The organism is Colwellia sp. Bg11-12 (assembly GCF_014076955.1).
Classification (GTDB): Bacteria; Pseudomonadota; Gammaproteobacteria; order Enterobacterales; family Alteromonadaceae; genus Colwellia_A.
In genome coordinates, this window is the sequence record NZ_JACGUZ010000058.1 from 1 (window position 1) to 16,156 (window position 16,156).

The 16,156-nt window shown below is 35.9% G+C and carries 13 protein-coding genes; 6 read left to right on the forward strand and 7 right to left on the reverse strand.

Translation table 11 applies throughout. The annotated features are described in order from the left end of the window. Positions 1-277: 277 nt before the first annotated feature. The gene (locus H4J39_RS05560; RefSeq protein WP_182226365.1) at positions 278-1,393 is read left to right on the forward strand and encodes an MltA domain-containing protein; all 1,116 of its coding nucleotides are present in this window, start codon (positions 278-280) and stop codon (positions 1,391-1,393) included. 3 nt (positions 1,394-1,396) lie between these two features. Here H4J39_RS05560 and H4J39_RS05565 read toward each other — a convergent pair whose 3' ends face one another. The 7 genes from H4J39_RS05565 to H4J39_RS05595 all read right to left on the reverse strand — a co-directional run bounded on the left by H4J39_RS05565 (position 1,397) and on the right by H4J39_RS05595 (position 11,056). After that, positions 1,397-3,334 (reverse strand): nucleoside-diphosphate sugar epimerase/dehydratase, encoded by a 1,938-nt coding sequence (locus H4J39_RS05565; RefSeq protein WP_182226366.1) that lies wholly within the window; start codon positions 3,332-3,334, stop codon positions 1,397-1,399. 102 nt (positions 3,335-3,436) lie between these two features. Beyond that, positions 3,437-4,621 (reverse strand): DegT/DnrJ/EryC1/StrS aminotransferase family protein, encoded by a 1,185-nt coding sequence (locus H4J39_RS05570; RefSeq protein ID WP_182226367.1) that lies wholly within the window; start codon positions 4,619-4,621, stop codon positions 3,437-3,439. An 11-nt stretch (positions 4,622-4,632) separates the two neighbouring features. Next, positions 4,633-5,268: an acetyltransferase gene (locus H4J39_RS05575; RefSeq protein WP_182226368.1), complete on the reverse strand. Its 636-nt coding sequence runs from the start codon at positions 5,266-5,268 to the stop codon at positions 4,633-4,635. Then, positions 5,265-5,861: a sugar transferase gene (locus tag H4J39_RS05580; protein ID WP_182226369.1), complete on the reverse strand. Its 597-nt coding sequence runs from the start codon at positions 5,859-5,861 to the stop codon at positions 5,265-5,267. Before H4J39_RS05580 ends, H4J39_RS05575 begins: the two co-directional genes overlap by 4 nt. Beyond that, positions 5,854-7,080: a glycosyltransferase family 4 protein gene (locus tag H4J39_RS05585; RefSeq protein ID WP_182226370.1), complete on the reverse strand. Its 1,227-nt coding sequence runs from the start codon at positions 7,078-7,080 to the stop codon at positions 5,854-5,856. Before H4J39_RS05585 ends, H4J39_RS05580 begins: the two co-directional genes overlap by 8 nt. Next, complete coding sequence (locus tag H4J39_RS05590) at positions 7,080-8,909, reverse strand: heparinase II/III family protein (protein WP_182226371.1); 1,830 nt, start codon at positions 8,907-8,909, stop codon at positions 7,080-7,082. Before H4J39_RS05590 ends, H4J39_RS05585 begins: the two co-directional genes overlap by 1 nt. 8 nt (positions 8,910-8,917) lie before the next feature. Continuing rightward, on the reverse strand, positions 8,918-11,056 hold the full coding sequence (locus H4J39_RS05595) for a bi-domain-containing oxidoreductase (RefSeq protein WP_182226372.1): 2,139 nt from the start codon (positions 11,054-11,056) through the stop codon (positions 8,918-8,920). Between the two features lie 143 nt (positions 11,057-11,199). Between H4J39_RS05595 and H4J39_RS05600 the strand changes: the two genes are divergently transcribed. From H4J39_RS05600 to H4J39_RS05620, 5 genes are all read left to right on the forward strand, one after another. Then, entirely contained in the window at positions 11,200-12,453 is a 1,254-nt protein-coding gene (locus tag H4J39_RS05600; RefSeq protein ID WP_182226373.1) for an oligosaccharide flippase family protein, read from the forward strand. Between the two features lie 55 nt (positions 12,454-12,508). Then, the gene (locus tag H4J39_RS05605; protein WP_182226374.1) at positions 12,509-12,931 is read left to right on the forward strand and encodes a DapH/DapD/GlmU-related protein; all 423 of its coding nucleotides are present in this window, start codon (positions 12,509-12,511) and stop codon (positions 12,929-12,931) included. Between the two features lie 140 nt (positions 12,932-13,071). Then, entirely contained in the window at positions 13,072-14,079 is a 1,008-nt protein-coding gene (locus H4J39_RS05610; protein ID WP_182226375.1) for an O-antigen ligase, read from the forward strand. Further along, the gene (locus H4J39_RS05615; RefSeq protein ID WP_182226376.1) at positions 14,076-15,155 is read left to right on the forward strand and encodes a glycosyltransferase; all 1,080 of its coding nucleotides are present in this window, start codon (positions 14,076-14,078) and stop codon (positions 15,153-15,155) included. Before H4J39_RS05610 ends, H4J39_RS05615 begins: the two co-directional genes overlap by 4 nt. After that, entirely contained in the window at positions 15,152-16,123 is a 972-nt protein-coding gene (locus tag H4J39_RS05620; RefSeq protein WP_182226377.1) for a hypothetical protein, read from the forward strand. The genes H4J39_RS05615 and H4J39_RS05620 overlap by 4 nt, the downstream gene beginning before the upstream one ends. The last annotated feature ends 33 nt before the right edge of the window (positions 16,124-16,156 follow it).

A 16,156-nucleotide genomic window follows, 5' to 3' on the forward strand; every position in this document is an offset into this window, starting at 1 on the left:
GATGGTAGTGTGGGAGTTCCCATGTGAGAGTAGGACATTGCTAGGCGCCTATTAAGAGAAGCCCGATTCGTAAGAATCGGGCTTTTTGCTTTCTGGGATTTAAAAACACAAAAATCACCGAAATTACGTACAGGATTACAGGCGCGCCGCTGGTCGTGTGGCTTATGTTGAGTAAAGCCTATATCAAAAGAGGGTTTTGCTATCTTCAACATAATAAAGTCATATCTTTTCTTAGCCTAAAAGTTACAATATCGAAAAGTTTTAACAGGCAACATTGATGCGTTATTTAATCTATATATTTTTTTCTATATTACTTTGTTCATTCTCATTAAGTGCATTTGAGTTTGCTCTCGAACGATCTCCTTTAATTAATCAGTTAGTTGATTTCAAAGCTAGCGAACTATGTGAGGTATCCGAAAATACGCAATATTATTTACAAAACTTCACTGATGATAAATTTGCTGTTCACCCTGGCACTGTATTCGTTAATAAAATTAGCATGAAAAATATTAAAAAAACGTTAGCGTTCATCTGTAAAACTTATCGCGAAGATGTGCGGGCAAAGCGAAATAGCCGTTTACACGATATAAAGTTTATAAAACAAAATTTTGATTTTTATCGTTGGCTCCCTGATAAAAAAACAGCAGATACTATTGCAGCGAAGAGTACCAATGCTGTTAAAAGTAGATTATTAAATGATATCCCCAAAGATAAGATTTTTCTTACCAAATACTATACGAAGCTATTAGACGCAAGTGCGATTAAAACCGTAAAATACGCTCATGCTTTGTATGCTTTACCCTCTGACGAAGATAGTCTCTCTTTAGATCAAGCTGAAAATATAAAAGATGAACTCATCCGATATACATATAGTCGTCAAGAAGTTATGGCAGGTGCTTTGTTAGATAATAAATCAGTTAAGCCTCTAATTTGGTTAACTGAAGAAGCACTTCATGATGTTTTACTTCAAGGTACGGGTGTCGTAAATGTAGGGGGGGAAACTCGCTATTTTAATGTCCACCGTAATAATGGTGTTGACTATGATTATGCACTAGGTAAAAGAGAACAAGCACGATACTGGTACTTTATCGAAGTGCCTAGCATAATGGGCTATGGTCAAAAACAAGAGAATAAAATAGCCATAAAATCTCAAGTAACTTTTGCGGGCAATGTAAAGCAATTAGGCTTGGGGAAACTCTTTATGGTTAGTTATGAGCGTAATAATGTGAATATCTCACGTATAGGCGTATTAGCTGATCAGGGTGGCGCTTTTGACGATAATTTATTCCAATTAGATATGTTAGTTGATAGCTATAAAGGGTGGGATGACTATTACCAAGCCAATAATCAGTTACCCGATTATGCTATGGCTTGGCTGATATTAGTTAAATAAATATCATGATTGAACGGCGTTGCAAATTGAAGACTCAAGCTCTTGATCAGTAATTAGATCAGCTTTATTTTTAGGTTTCAAAATACTACTTGGATTAGGTTGATAACCTAAATGTGCTTCAATGAGTATTTGCTTTATTTTTGGTACATCTTCTTGGCGCATAGCATCGTTGAGGTCAGAAATAATCTTCTTTACCTCATTCCATGGCAGAGAACGTTCATTGGCGCTAAGGATACGTTTATGTTGGGTCTTCTTAGCATTGTCATCAATCAGTAACTCCTCATAGAGCTTTTCACCAGGTCTTAATCCGCTAAATTTTATTTCTATATCACCGTTTGGGTTTAGTTGATCTTTAATGGTTAACCCCATCAAATGGGTCATCTTATAAGCTAAGTCTATTATCTTAACAGGTTTACCCATGTCTAAAACAAAGACATCTCCACCAGAGCCCATAGCACCGGCTTGCAAAACTAATTGTGCGGCTTCGGGGATAGTCATAAAATAACGAATGATATCAGGGTGGGTTATAGTAATTGGACCACCTTTCTTTATTTGCTTTTTAAACAAAGGAACAACGGATCCAGATGAACCTAGTACATTACCAAATCTTACCATTACAAATCGCGTACTGTGATTTTGCTTCGCTAGGGCTTGTAAAACCAATTCAGCTAAACGCTTTGTTGCCCCCATTACATTGGTCGGACGTACCGCTTTGTCAGTAGAAATGAGTACAAAGGTCTCAACTTCACAAAAAATAGCCGCCTGTGCTATTTCACTGGTACCCAATACATTATTAGTGACACCGGCAATAACATTATGTTCAACCATAGGAACATGTTTGTATGCAGCAGCATGATAAATTGTTTGTACTTGGTATTTATGAAAAATATGTTTCATCAACATACCATTTTGTACATTACCAATGAGTGGTTCTACTATTAAATCATTTCGAGTTTCTGATAAGAATTCAGTTAATTCTTGGTGTATTTCGTAAAGAAAAGCTTCTGAAACATCAAGTAAAATAAGCTTTCTGGGTTTATGATGAGCAATTTGTCTACATAACTCTTTGCCTATTGAACCGCCTGCACCTGAAACCATGACAATTTTATCATTGATATTAGCCGATAACAGTTCTGGTATAGGCTCTACCGCTTTTCTACCCAATAATTCATCAACAGAGACCTCACGAAATTCATCAATGGTTCTTTTACCAGATACAATATCAGACATACTCGGTACAATTAAAAGTTCAAGTGCATAAGGCTCAAGTGATGAAACAATTTGCTTTAGCCTAATGGGATCGACTTGAGGAATAGCAATCAGCACCTTGAATTGGCCATACTTTCTTATAAGATGATTAACTTTAAAATGAGGAAAGATTTTTAGTCCTAATACCGTACGCCCTTGATAACGTTTCTTTTCATCAATAAATGCGAGTGGCTGATATTTATTACCTAATGATAAGGTATGAACTAATTGTCTCCCTGCATTACTCGCTCCATAAATAACGACTCCCTCGCGCTCATTGAACCACTTTTCGTGAACAATAATACCGACCAATGCTCTTGCACCTGGAATCATTACACTGGTTAAAACTAAGAAAACTATGGGAACAGAACGAGGGACAAAAGCACCAAAAACAATCCCAGAAAGATAGAATATTACGGTCGTTACTATCAGTAAACTTTGCACTTTTAAAAAAGCTTTAGCGTTAAAATACCTAACAATAGAGCTATACATATCAAATGTATAAAATAAAACTAATGTGCAAAGTGTAACAGTGGAAAATACAGCCATTTCAGACCAAGAAATATGAATACCTTCAAAGCCAACGCGAATAAAGTAGGAAAGAAAAAACGCCGAGCATATGGCAAATAAATCATAGGCTAATACGATCATCAACTTAAGAGGCCCAGGAATTAAATCAATTCTTCTTACCATTACAACTACACCTTAGAACACATTTTTATTATTTATTATAATCTCAAGGATTAATAAATATTCTACAAGTTTTATTACAATTGTCATTAACTATTAACACATTTATTTGGTCATTTGTTCGATTTTGTCAAATACGGAAGTAAGTGTATGGCATGTTTTATCGATTTCTTTGCGTGTTAATGATGGATGAACTAAAAACATAAGGCTGTTTTCCCCAAGTAGCTGAGCATTCTTCAGAGGTTGAAGAGGCTTAAACTGAGTTTTGTCAAACGCTTTTTCTTTGTAAACCTCTGAACAACTTCCTGAGAAGCAAGGAACCCCCTTACTTACGATTGCATCAATTATTTTATCACGGGAATAATGAGAAGGGAGCTTATCCATGTCTATTTGTACATAACATTTATAGTAGGCATGTTCTATATACTGAGGAACTTTTGGAACGACCAGCCAATTATATTTTTGGCATGTAGTACGAATTCTATTAGCATTATCTGTTCGTTTTTTTTGCCATTCTGGCATCCGTGTTAATTGAATTCTGCCAATTGCTGATTGCATTTCAGTTAAGCGCCAATTAGTACCAAATGATTCATGCAACCAACGAAATCCTGCTGGGTGTTCCGTTTCATATACCGCAGCATAAGATTTTCCATGATCTTTATAGGCCCAAGCTTTTCGCCAAAGTTGCTCATTGTTAGTAGTAAGCATGCCACCTTCGCCGCCCGTGGTCATTATTTTGTCTTGGCAAAAAGACCACGCTCCTATATGACCAATACTCCCTACAGGCTTACCTTTGTAGGTGGTTCCATGAGCTTGTGCACAATCTTCAATAACAGATAAATTATATTGCTCTGCTAAATGCATTATTTCATCCATTTCGCATGGCCAACCCGCTAAATGAACACATATAATTGCTTTGGTTTTATTACTGATTACTTCGGCAATAGTTCGGGCACTTATATTTTGGCTATCGAGCTCTACGTCAGCGAAAATGGGGGTAGCACCTGCATTTATTATGCTACTTATTGAAGCTATAAATGTACGGGAGGTTACAATGACTTCGTCACCTGCTTTAATATCCGATACTTTAAGAGCTAAATCTAGAGCAAGGGTACCATTGGCAACGGCTACTGCATATTTACTGTCACAGAACTGAGCAAACTCTTTCTCGAAAGCTTTACCTTCTTGCCCTGTCCAGTAATTGACTTTGTTAGAACGAAGAACAGTACTGACTGCGTCAATTTCTTGTTCAGTAAAACTTGGCCACGGAGAAAAGGGTGTATTTAGCACGGAATATCCTATTAAATTTTGGTTAAAGAGCGTACACGTTTTGCAGGTATACCTAAATAGAGTGAGTTGGCTTGTGTTGATTGGGTAACTACAGCGCCAGCACCAACTTGTGTATTATCTGCGAGAGTAATGTATTCGACGATAGTACTGCCAATGCCTATCCAAGACAGTTGCGCTATATGAACTCCTCCAGCTATGTTAACGCCGGGTGAAACATGTACGCATTGATGAAGCTCACAATCGTGATCTACGGTAGCTGCGGTATTAATTATACAGCCATCAGCAATGGTTGCGCCGATATTTATAACTGCATTAGCAAATACAACCACACCTTTACCAATAAAAGTGTGAGGACTCACTACTGCTGAAGGGTGTATAAGAGAAACAATACTAGCTTTTTCCTTTTTAAGCTGCATCAAAATATCTTTACGTAAACGGTTATTACCAAAAGCGACAACAAAATCTGCTTCATCAATATATTGTGGAAAATCTTTAACTAACCCAATAACGGTCCATTCGCTATTTTCTTTTTTTTCATTGAAACAGTCATCTAAAAAAAATATTTTGCTATATTTACCCAATTGTTGAGCACAGTCTGCAACAACACGTCCATGTCCTCCAGCACCTATAATGATCAATTTTTTCATGAGTTATCTCCTGTAAACTTTGCCATGGTAGCTTCACCTGCGGCATTAATATCACTACGTGCAAAAACTTTTTTAACGGTAAGTAAGAGGATCTTTATATCTAACCAAAAAGACTGATTGTCAACATACCATACATCGAGTTGGAATTTTTTTTCCCAGCTTATAGCATTGCGACCATTAACTTGTGCCCAACCGGTTATGCCCGGTTTTACATCATGTCGACGAGCTTGCTCTGGAGAATATAATGGTAAATACTCAATCAACAAAGGTCGTGGGCCTACTAGACTCATATCACCTTTTAGTACGCACCATAAGCCGGGTAATTCATCTAGGCTTGAGTTTCGTAACTTTTCACCAAAAGGAGGTAGCCGTTCACTATCAGCTAAAGGAGTTCCATGTAGATCATTAGCATCACGCATTGAACGAAATTTAATCATTTTAAATATTTTGCCATGTAAACCGGGACGTTTCTGCTTGAATAATAACGGCTTACCTAAGTTTTTTGCTACTTTACTACTGAGCAGCCAGATGACAGGAGAGAGTATGACAAGCGCGATTGTAGAAATTAGTATGTCGAATAAGCGTTTAATCATGTTGATGGTAACTCTCTTCAATATACTGAACGAATTTATCAGACAGAATTTGACGGTCAAATTTTTCTCTCGCTAACCTTAAAGCATTTCCTGACATATCAGGAAGCTTATCTCTCGCTAAATTTAAATCAATGAGTGCTTGGGCTAAAGCATTGTTATCATCTGCAGGTACAGCTACTCCACATTGATATTGTGTTATTAATTCAGCTAACCAACCAGGATAATTGTTGATAACAGGTAATCCAGCGGCAATATAATCAAAGAATTTATTTGGAGAGGTTCCATAATAAAAGGCAGGAATATTAGCGAGAAGCTGCAAGCCAACATTAGCTCTTGTCATAAGTTGGGCTAACTTTTCTTTGTTTACAGGATCTAAAAAAATGACATTATTTAATTGTTGGCTTGTTGCTTGAGCTTGTAAAACTGGTTTTAGCTTCCCTTGCCCAATCAGTATAATTTTAATATTATTGATATTTTTTTCTTGCAGCACTTTAGCCGCTGCGAGAATATTTTCTAAGCCGTTTGCCTGGCCGTGTGTACCGGTGAAAATAGCGACAAAATCATCATCTTGAATATTTATAGGTTGCCAATGATCACCTACCGCTGAAAAAATCCCTAAATCACAGCCATTAGGAATATTCGCTATTTTGCTGTCTTTGGGTAAATGACGGGCAATACCTGTAACAATCCCTGGTGATAAACCAATATGTCCATGCGCACTTTTATAAGCAACCCATTCAAGAATCGACAATAAGCCTAAGATAATTGGGTTTTTAATCACACCCATTTCTTTAGGGAGTTCTGGCCATAGATCTCTGACTTCAAATATAAAATGTTTTCTTCGCAACCATCTTGCAAATATACCCGGTAGAGCTGCTGTTAGCGGCGTAGTCGTCGCAAATACTACATCATACTCAAGGGTTAATGATAACTTAATACTTTTATAAGCAAATTTTGAAAAAGCCAAAGTACGCTGTAAAAAAGTTTGGCTATTTGAGTAATCTAATGAGAACTCAATGACATGAATACCATCGACATTACCACTACGTTGACCATTGGTAAATGTTGTTGATAATCCGGTATTACCTCCACTGTATGAACCGCAAACCATGGTCACATCATGACCTTTCTTAATGAGCCTTTTGGCCATTTCATAGGAGCGAATACCCGTTGCTCCTTGAGGTGTAGAAAAATGTTGATGAAAGTATAATATTTTCATTAAGACCAACTCAGTAATGTAGTGACTGTTCCCGATTGAGAAAGAGTGATCTCTATGACAGGGATTTTATTTTTTTTCAAATAGTATATTGACTGATAGCCTTCAACAAGTGCTATTTGCTTTATTGAAGTATCAGCCGATATTTCAATGGTTAATTGTTCTGATATTATTTTATTACCACTTTGTCGCCAATCTTTATTAGGTAAGTGCCAACGTAAAGTAGCTTGATCTTTGACTCCATCAATTGAATCAGTGATGTATAGGCTCTTTGCTAATAAATAAACTTCACGTTTATGAACATGCCCAAGACGATTGGCATATTGAGCACATAAGTGATGCTCACTTTTTTTGGTAACTTCACTATCAATCCACTGATTATATAAGAATCGTGATAACTTTGGCATTTGTTCATGCTGATCAAACTGGACCGTATTGTGTGATCTCACACTGGTAAAATAAGCTTGTAATTTAGGCTCACAATTATAACTATAGCTGCCCGTACCTAATAAAATATTTTCATCATCTATCCAAACATCAAGATGAAGCGCATCACAACAAGCAGGACGAAATTTCGTGTTGGGCGTTCTCATGTAGCAGCGAGCATGCTCATTTTGTAATAGTTGGTAACTTGTATTTAATGCATTTGTTGCTGAAGGTACGGTACTTTTGTGAACTTTATTGTTTGTAGGTAAAAGTATCCTCAATTGATTCAAAGGATGGCTTTTATCATAAATAATCTTTGATCGAAATAAGGACGATGCCCACTGAACGCAAGGGCGATAATCAACATAGTTACAAGGTGTTACTGGCAATAATTGAGCACCGTCATTTAAACCTAATATCGGCGTTTTTCCTGAAGTTTTTGATACTGTCGCCTGTAGCCAATCAATAGCTTTATCGATTTTTTTGTAATAGTTACTACTAAATTCTGCTTGGTTAAATTGTTGCCTGAAAAACTCGGCTAACGATAAAGTGTCTAACATTAAACGATGATAATTCACGGAATTTTGGCTAAATGCGCCATCGTTCTCAATAAGTTTTTTAGCTCTGTTTGTTAACCAATATTTACCTGTTTTTCCCCATTGTTTTATGGCTGTGTTTTTTTGATACTTAACGTGCTTCTCAAGCATTACACTGCCGATATACAAAGCGGCTGCTTCACTAGTGCCATGATTATTATCTTGTGCCATAGCATAGCGAATAGTAGGAGCAATACGAAGTAAATGGGCATATAAAAAGTCGGCTAAATCTGTGGTAATCTTTTTCTCTTGGTTGAGTAGATAAGCGGTTGTGGCTAAATGCATCACTCTAATTGAAGCCTCTTGACCACACTTCCAATTAACGCCTTGATTGATGGGATTATGAAAACTCCAATCATTTAACCAATGGTTTAGCGTGTCGATGTGCTCAAGTTTATTGGTTTTAATGTAGCTGAGTGAGAAACTGAATAACCAATTAAAGCGCGATAATTCCCATACGGTTTTAATATCGCCAACCGCTAAGTCAAAATCATTAAGTTGACTCCAATGCATAGCATTATTTTTGACAATAACTTCTTTATCAATCGCTTTAAGCCAATTAGGAGGTTGAGAGGTATCAACATTTAACCAACCAAAGGCCTTTAACGTTACCGGTGTGATTTTTTTACTGTCTAATCTCACTGCCTCTTCGGTAAAAAAGGTAGCTGAAGGCTTATTTTTGAATTGATTATTTATCGGTAACTTTTTTTGAAAGTAACCTAGTTTTATGGCAAGCCGATAAACAGCAACATGAAACATGTTGCTGATGCCGAGACGCTTATAGGTGATAATCTTTTCAATAATTTTCATTGCCAGAGTTAACTCTGCTTCCTTAACTGATCTGCGATATCAATGCTCACTTGTGCTACTTCGAATATTTCTTCAATAGGAATTGGTGATTCTTTACCCGTATTTATAGCGTCAATAAAGGCTGCGGCACAAGCATTTTGCCCTTTGTCTTGTTGCCATAAATTTAATTTTTTAAAACCTTTGAAGCCAAAAGCTTTCAGTTTTCGAAAATTATCCAGTTGTAACACTTTACCATCAGCGAAAACTTCAATACGTTCTTTTGGAAATGAATTTGAACCGTTAGCTAAATAGTGGATCGTGCCAAACGAACCATCTTCAAATCCTAGAATGATGGCTGCTTTATCTTCACAAATATCTATTGAGTCATTACTGCCAATTCTTCTTGCTTGTACCGACGTAATTTTATGCCCTACTAAAAAACGCATAAGGTCGATAAAGTGACATGCTTCACCAATAATTCGTCCACCACCACGCTCAATATCTTGCGTCCAATGATCTTTAGGAATTGCGCCTGCATTCATGGTCATAATCAATGACTTTGGCTGTGATATAGGGCGGAGTAATGCTTTCATTTTTACTATTTGTGGTGCGAAACGTCGATTAAAGCCCACCATTACATGTTTTGTGTAAGTACTCACATGTTTTTTATAGGCTGCTTTTACTTGATCGAGTTGTTCTTGATTAATGGCGAGAGGTTTTTCGACAAAAACATTTTTATCATTTTCTATTGCTTGGCTAACAAACTGAGCGTGGGTATGGTGTTGAGTCACAATAGCAATAGTATTGATGACATCATTTTCAATCATAGCTGTGGTGTCTGTTGTAGCCTGATGAAATCCATTATCTTTACCGTGAATAACACTGTTAACGCCGCCAGACGTAGACAATGTATGTAGCTGGGCATTTGCTTTTTTAAACGCCGGAATTAAAATACGCGATGCGTAATTACCCGCTCCGACAAAACCAACAATCGCCGATTGTGGATCAAAAGAGTGATTTTCATTTATCTCAAGATTAGGTGCTAAGGTAATATTTTCCTGTTGGGGATACTTAAGTAAAATGCCTAAAGCTTGTTTATTATCGGTGAGTGTTTCATAGGCAGATAATGCATCATCAAATAAAAATCGATGACTTATCAGTGGTTTTACATCAATTTTACCCAAAGACATCATATCTAAAATGGCAATGAAATTACGTTGTTCTGTCCATCGAACAAAACCTAAGGGATAGTCATTACCTTGTTTTTCATAAGCATCATCATATCGACCAGGTCCATAAGAACATGACACTTGAAAGCTTAATTCTTTTTCGTAAAATTCACTACGATTTAGTTCTAAGCCTGTAACGCCTACTAATACAATTCGGCCTCGTTGCCTTGACATATTGGCTGCTTGAGATACTGGATCACTTGACGTTGTTGACGCAGTGATAATAACGGCATCAACCCCATTTCCGCGACTAAACGCCATACCATTCGTAACGGGGTCTTCTCCCTTTGATGGATTACAGACTTGAGCGCCAAAACCTTTTGCCAGCTCTAACTTGTTTTCATCAAAATCGACAGCGAGTACTCTACAACCATTAGCAATTAATAATTGAATGGTTAATAAACCAATTAAACCAGCACCTATCACAACAACAGATTCACCCAAGGTTGGATTTGTTAATCGAATACCTTGTAAACCAATAGAGGCTAAAACCGTAAAAACGGCGCTTTCATCATCAACATTATCAGGAATTTTTGCACAGAGGTTTTTTGCAATACAAACTAAATCTGCGTGTGGACCGTTAGATACTATTCGGTCACCTTCACAAAAATCAGAGATTCCATTGCCAATATTAAGCGCTTTACCTACATGGCAGTAACCCAAAGGCAATGGCTGAGCAAGTTTCGATTTTACGGCATCAACAGTTGTCATTAAGCCATCTGTTTTTACTTTATCTAGCACCATTTTTACTTTTTCAGGCTGCTTTCGAGCCTTTTCGATTAAGGAAGCTTTACCAAAATCAACCAGCATTCTCTCTGTTCCCACGGAAATAAGACTTACCGTTGAAGAAATGAGCAAATGGCCTGGTTTTTCTTGTGGATCTGGTGCTGTGATAATGGAAGTTTCGCCACTGCCCATATTTTGGAGTATTTGTTTCATACATATACTTTGTTATTATTTTTAATCTTTCATTTTGCCTTGGAGCAATATGTAAAACAACTAATATTATTTTTACTGATTTAACTATTCTAGCCGTTAATTCCATGATATTTTGCATTAATTAGGAAATATAGAGCCCAAAAGTGATTAGAATAAAACAATTTGCTAACGACATAATTTGGAGCCTAATTGGTAATGTAATTTCGAAAGGAAGTATATTTATAATATCTATCCTCACTGCTAGAGCGATGAGTCCAGAAGATTTTGGGCGTGTATCTTATCTTTATCAAACTATTGCATTAATAGTGATCTTCTCATCTATGGGACTATCAGTTACAGCAATTAGATTTACTGCAAAAGCACTCAGTAATGGTCGTGACTCAGTTGCTCTTATTATAAAAAAGCTCACATTTTTAGTCTCTATATTTAGCGTTTTATCAATTATGATCGCTGTCATATATCATCAAAAAATCCTTTCAATTTTACAACTAGAGCAAGAGCAAACCTTCATTATATGGCTGTTAGTGCCCATCGTTATTTTTACAGCCGTTAATCAAGTCCAATTCGGAGTACTGTCAGGAGTTAAAAGATTTAAAAGTTTAGCCATAACAAATGTTTTAGCCGGTGTGACTTCGGTTCCTATTGCCTACATTCTGGTTTCACAATGGCTAATTAAAGGTTATTTAATTAGTTTGTTTATTACTGCGTTATTAACGACGATTTTTAATCGAGTTTTTATTTATAAAGCGATTAATAAGATCCCAAAAATGGATGGGGCTGTAAGTAAGAGTAAATCTTTCAAGGAGATAATGGGTTTTGCTTGGCCAAATTTAATGGCTAGTATTGCATTTACGGGATCTACGTGGTTTTGTTTTTCATTGTTAGCAAGTCATAATTTAGTAGAAGTGGCGGCCTTTAATGTTTCTAATCAATGGCTAGGTCTCTTATTTTTATTACCAAGTATTTGCGCGCAAGTATTGATGTCCTATACCGCAGGTCAAGCTTCGAAAAGTCATGAATTATTAAAAAAATCTTTACTGTTTAATGGTTTGATAGCACTCATTCTTTCATTAATCATGATGTTTTTTTCCCATTTTTTACTTGGACTTTATGGGGACCATTATCAAGAATATACCACCGTGTTAAATTTATGTTTAATGACCCTTGTCGTGATGGCTTTGTCAAGCCAAGTTGAGCACTATATGGTTGGTCTAGGAATGGCAAAAACCCATTTGGGCTATACCATATCTTTTTCTTTAATATTTATAGTATTGTCTTATAGCCTTATAGATTATGGAGCTGCTGGTATTGCGGCAGCGCGACTTATTGCTTACATTATCAAGTTTATAATATCATTTTGGTTTGTGAATAAGGTTAATCATGCTGCATCCTACTAAATTATATATAGTTAATCACTTTTGTTCTATTTTACCTCCCACTAGGTTTTTTTCATTGAAATCTAGGTTATATTGGTGGGCAGGTGTCATAATTGGCAAAAATGTGAGAATTATCTCGAGTAGTAATATATGGGGTACTGGTAAGTTAGTCATTGGAGATAATACTTTTATTGGTCATCAAAGCTTAATATTGATGGGGGGCAGTGAAATCGTTATAGGAAACAATGTAGACATATCGAGCAATGTCACCATTGTGAATGGTACTCACGAGAAAGGAAAAGAAAAAAAAGCTGCTGGAGATGGCATTGCTAAACCTATTATAATAAAAAACGGTAGTTGGCTTGGAGCTTCTGTAACTGTTATCGCAGGAGCTGTTGTTGGTGAACAGGCTACGGTTGCTGCCGGAGCATTAGTTGCCGGAAATATAGGTGACAAAACTCTCGTTGGTGGCGTACCGGCCAAAATAATTAACATATGAGTGCTAGGTTAAATATATTTTTATTACTCTATTTATTGGTACTTTGTTGTTTTTCAATTGGTCTTTGGGATAAACAAATTCCAATTACTGGCATTGCTAATCTGTTAAAGTGGCCTCTATTTTTAAGTTTAGTACCTTTCATGCTTATTGTACGTAATACTAATGTTTTAGTCGCTAATAATCTTACGGCTTGGTGTTGTAGTATATTTTTAATTGTTACAGCATATTCTACCTTAACTTCACCCTATGTAGACTTTATTGGTATCCAATATTTACTTGGATATGCTGTATTGTTCTTACTGAGTTTTGTTTTACCCTTGCCAGTTACCAACAATCAATCAGATGAAATTTTGTCTAAAGCTATAGGAATATTAGCTATTGGAGTCTGTTTGTTAAGTATAGTTTTTTTATTCACATCAACCGGTTGGTTAGGAACACGTTTTAAAGGTATTTATGGTAATCCTAATGGAATGGGATCTATTGCTGTTATTGCTATTATTTATAGTGTTACGTTATTAGACGGAGTTCTAAAATTAAAAAGCTGGATAGTCATTAGTATCATCATGAGCTGTGCATTGTGCTTTCTTTTCAGTCAGAGTAGAGGTGCTATGTTAGCTATTGGTATATGTATTTTGGTTTACTTGATTTCCGAGAGAAAAGTAAAGCTTTTTTTCTTAATTTTTATTGGGTTAGGTATTATTCTTAGCATAGTTAATACACTTGATCTCAGCGAGGGTGGGAACTTTCAGCAACGAGAATATAAAATGGAGGTTGATGATGCGCGTAAAAATATTTTTAAAATTCATTCTGCATTATTTTTTGAAAAACCACTGCTTGGTCAAGGGCTATCAGGGAACGAAACGGGCGGGCGATATCCTGCCGAATTAGCGTATACAGATATTTTATCTTTTGCAGGAATTATAGGGGGGGGGGCTTTCATTTTTGCTTTGTTTTATATGGCGTATAGAGGGTTTCATCTACTGAGAGGGGGGAACAAATATTACAAATGTAATTATTTGATTTTTATATCAATACTCGCTATGTCGGCGGGTGACGGGTATATTTCAAATATTGGTAATCCCCTGCCTATATTTGCATGGTTGGTCTTAGGGAATTTAAGTCGACATATTTATAGAGAAAACCCATGAAATTTGTTTTTTGGCAAAATATTTTAAGTCCACATCAAAGTGATTTTCTGTCTGAACTTGCAAATGTTCATGATGTAACATTAGTCGTTATGTCTCGAATTGACTCTAATCGTATAGGGCAAAACTGGCACGCGACATATAATGAAAATGTTACTATTATTGTATCCCCAAGTTTAACTACAATCTGTCGAATTATTAATGTAAAAGATAATGATATTTTGCATTGTTTTTCAGGATTCTTGGCATATCCTAAGCTTTCCTTTGCCTTATTTTTATCTTGCTTGTACCGGAATAATAACTCTGTTATTTCTGAGGCTGTTCCATTAATTGGATTCAGAAATAAATGTAAACTATTCGTTCGTAAAAATTTAGCCTTACTCTGCAGGCAGAGAATATTACAAGTGTTTGCCATCGGTGTTAATGGTATTAAGTATTTCCAAGCACTTGGATTTTCTCAAGATAAATTGAGCGAGTTTGGTTACTTTGTTTCCCCTCCTATTTTAAATCATGGTGTAAAAAAGCCTTCTTTTATCGTTTTTGTTGGGCGGTTGATGAAAATAAAGGGTATAAATCCTATTTTAGAAATGTGTAAAAATATTCGCCATGAGAATATTAAAGTGAAAATAATTGGTAGCGGCCCATTATCGCCAGAAATAAAAACGTTCGTAAAAAAGCACAAGCTCGAATTTGTCGAATTAATCTCTGATATACCAAGAGTTGAAGTTATGGAAATTATTGGTAAAGCCGGTTGTTTAATGTTGCCAAATACGGGTGATGAGGGGTGGGGTGTTGTGGTAAATGAAGCTTTATTACAAGGAACTCCTGTCGTTTGTTCATCTAAAACCGGCTCTTGTGTTGCTGTGACCAAAGATGTTCAGGGTGTTGTTTTAAACGAAGTTACGCCACAGAAATTAATTGAAGCTATAAACGTCTGTTTAACTTTAGATTCAAATAATATTAAAGCTATAGCTAATAGACAATTGTTACCGAAAGTCGGGGTCGATTACTTTACTCGACAGCTAACGGATAAACGTAGTGATTGCGCACCTTGGCATACAAAAGATATTCAGGAATGATCCTTGTAAACGCAACGTCATGTAAATTAGGTGGCGCAAAGCAAATAGTTGAGAGATTTGTTGCTGATTATGATTTCCCTGAAGACTTAATTGTTATCGGGCCTTCTTCTTTAGTTTTACCTTGCAATATACACAGTCATATATTTATCGAAACTAAGGGCATTATGACCATGCTATTTTCTGTTATTTTAATTGGCTGGTATGTCTTAAAGTATAAAACTCAAGCAGTATTCTCTTTTTCTAATATTAATTTAATAATACCTTTATGCCAGCGAGTAACTTATTTTCATCAACTTAAAATATTAACTTCAAGCAGCCTGAGATTTAAAATGTTTAGGTTTATCATTCGATATTTTTTGATAGGAAATAACCGTTTCGTTTTTCAAACGAAATATGTTCAAAATTTATTTACAGAACTATTTGGAAATTGTGAGTCTCAAGTTTGTTGGCCTGGCGTTCATTTGGCTCCTAAGCTTTTACCAATAGTTAAAAAAAATACATTAACGGCGCTCATACCTTATGCATATATAAATTTACCACAGAAGAACTTTCAATTTTTTTCCAGGATTAATTGGAGTCAATTTATAAGGCTCGACTCCATTTGGGTGACAGTACAACAAAAAAATGAGAGCAACTCAGTTTTTGAATATATTGGTAATCAAAGTCGCCTAGAAATGAATAACCTTTACTTTAAAGCTGATATTTTATTTATCTCATCTTTAGAAGAGACGGTTTGTTTACCTATATTTGAGTTTGCTTCTACTGGAAAACCCGTCCTAGTGTTATCCGCTCCATATATTGAAGCAATCGCTAATGAAATTAAGCTACCTCGTAATATTATAATATTTAAACCTAATGAATTTGATGAAATATTGACAAAGGTGTTAACTAATTATTCGTTATATTGTGAATTGAATGAAATAGATATTTTACCTATTCAAAAAAGCCAATGGCCATTGCTTAACTAAAAAACTATTTTTAAGCTTGCCATATGGTTCATT

Bases quoted from the DNA above. Each gene is read 5' to 3' on its own strand.
- H4J39_RS05560 (WP_182226365.1), top strand. From the start codon at position 278: ATGCGTTATTTAATCTATATATTTTTTTCTATATTACTTTGTTCATTC.
- H4J39_RS05565 (WP_182226366.1), bottom strand. From the start codon at position 3,334: ATGGTAAGAAGAATTGATTTAATTCCTGGGCCTCTTAAGTTGATGATC.
- H4J39_RS05575 (WP_182226368.1), bottom strand. From the start codon at position 5,268: ATGAAAAAATTGATCATTATAGGTGCTGGAGGACATGGACGTGTTGTT.
- H4J39_RS05580 (WP_182226369.1), bottom strand. From the start codon at position 5,861: ATGATTAAACGCTTATTCGACATACTAATTTCTACAATCGCGCTTGTC.
- H4J39_RS05585 (WP_182226370.1), bottom strand. From the start codon at position 7,080: ATGAAAATATTATACTTTCATCAACATTTTTCTACACCTCAAGGAGCA.
- H4J39_RS05590 (WP_182226371.1), bottom strand. From the start codon at position 8,909: ATGAAAATTATTGAAAAGATTATCACCTATAAGCGTCTCGGCATCAGC.
- H4J39_RS05595 (WP_182226372.1), bottom strand. From the start codon at position 11,056: ATGAAACAAATACTCCAAAATATGGGCAGTGGCGAAACTTCCATTATC.
- H4J39_RS05610 (WP_182226375.1), top strand. From the start codon at position 13,072: ATGCTTATTGTACGTAATACTAATGTTTTAGTCGCTAATAATCTTACG.
- H4J39_RS05615 (WP_182226376.1), top strand. From the start codon at position 14,076: ATGAAATTTGTTTTTTGGCAAAATATTTTAAGTCCACATCAAAGTGAT.
- H4J39_RS05620 (WP_182226377.1), top strand. From the start codon at position 15,152: ATGATCCTTGTAAACGCAACGTCATGTAAATTAGGTGGCGCAAAGCAA.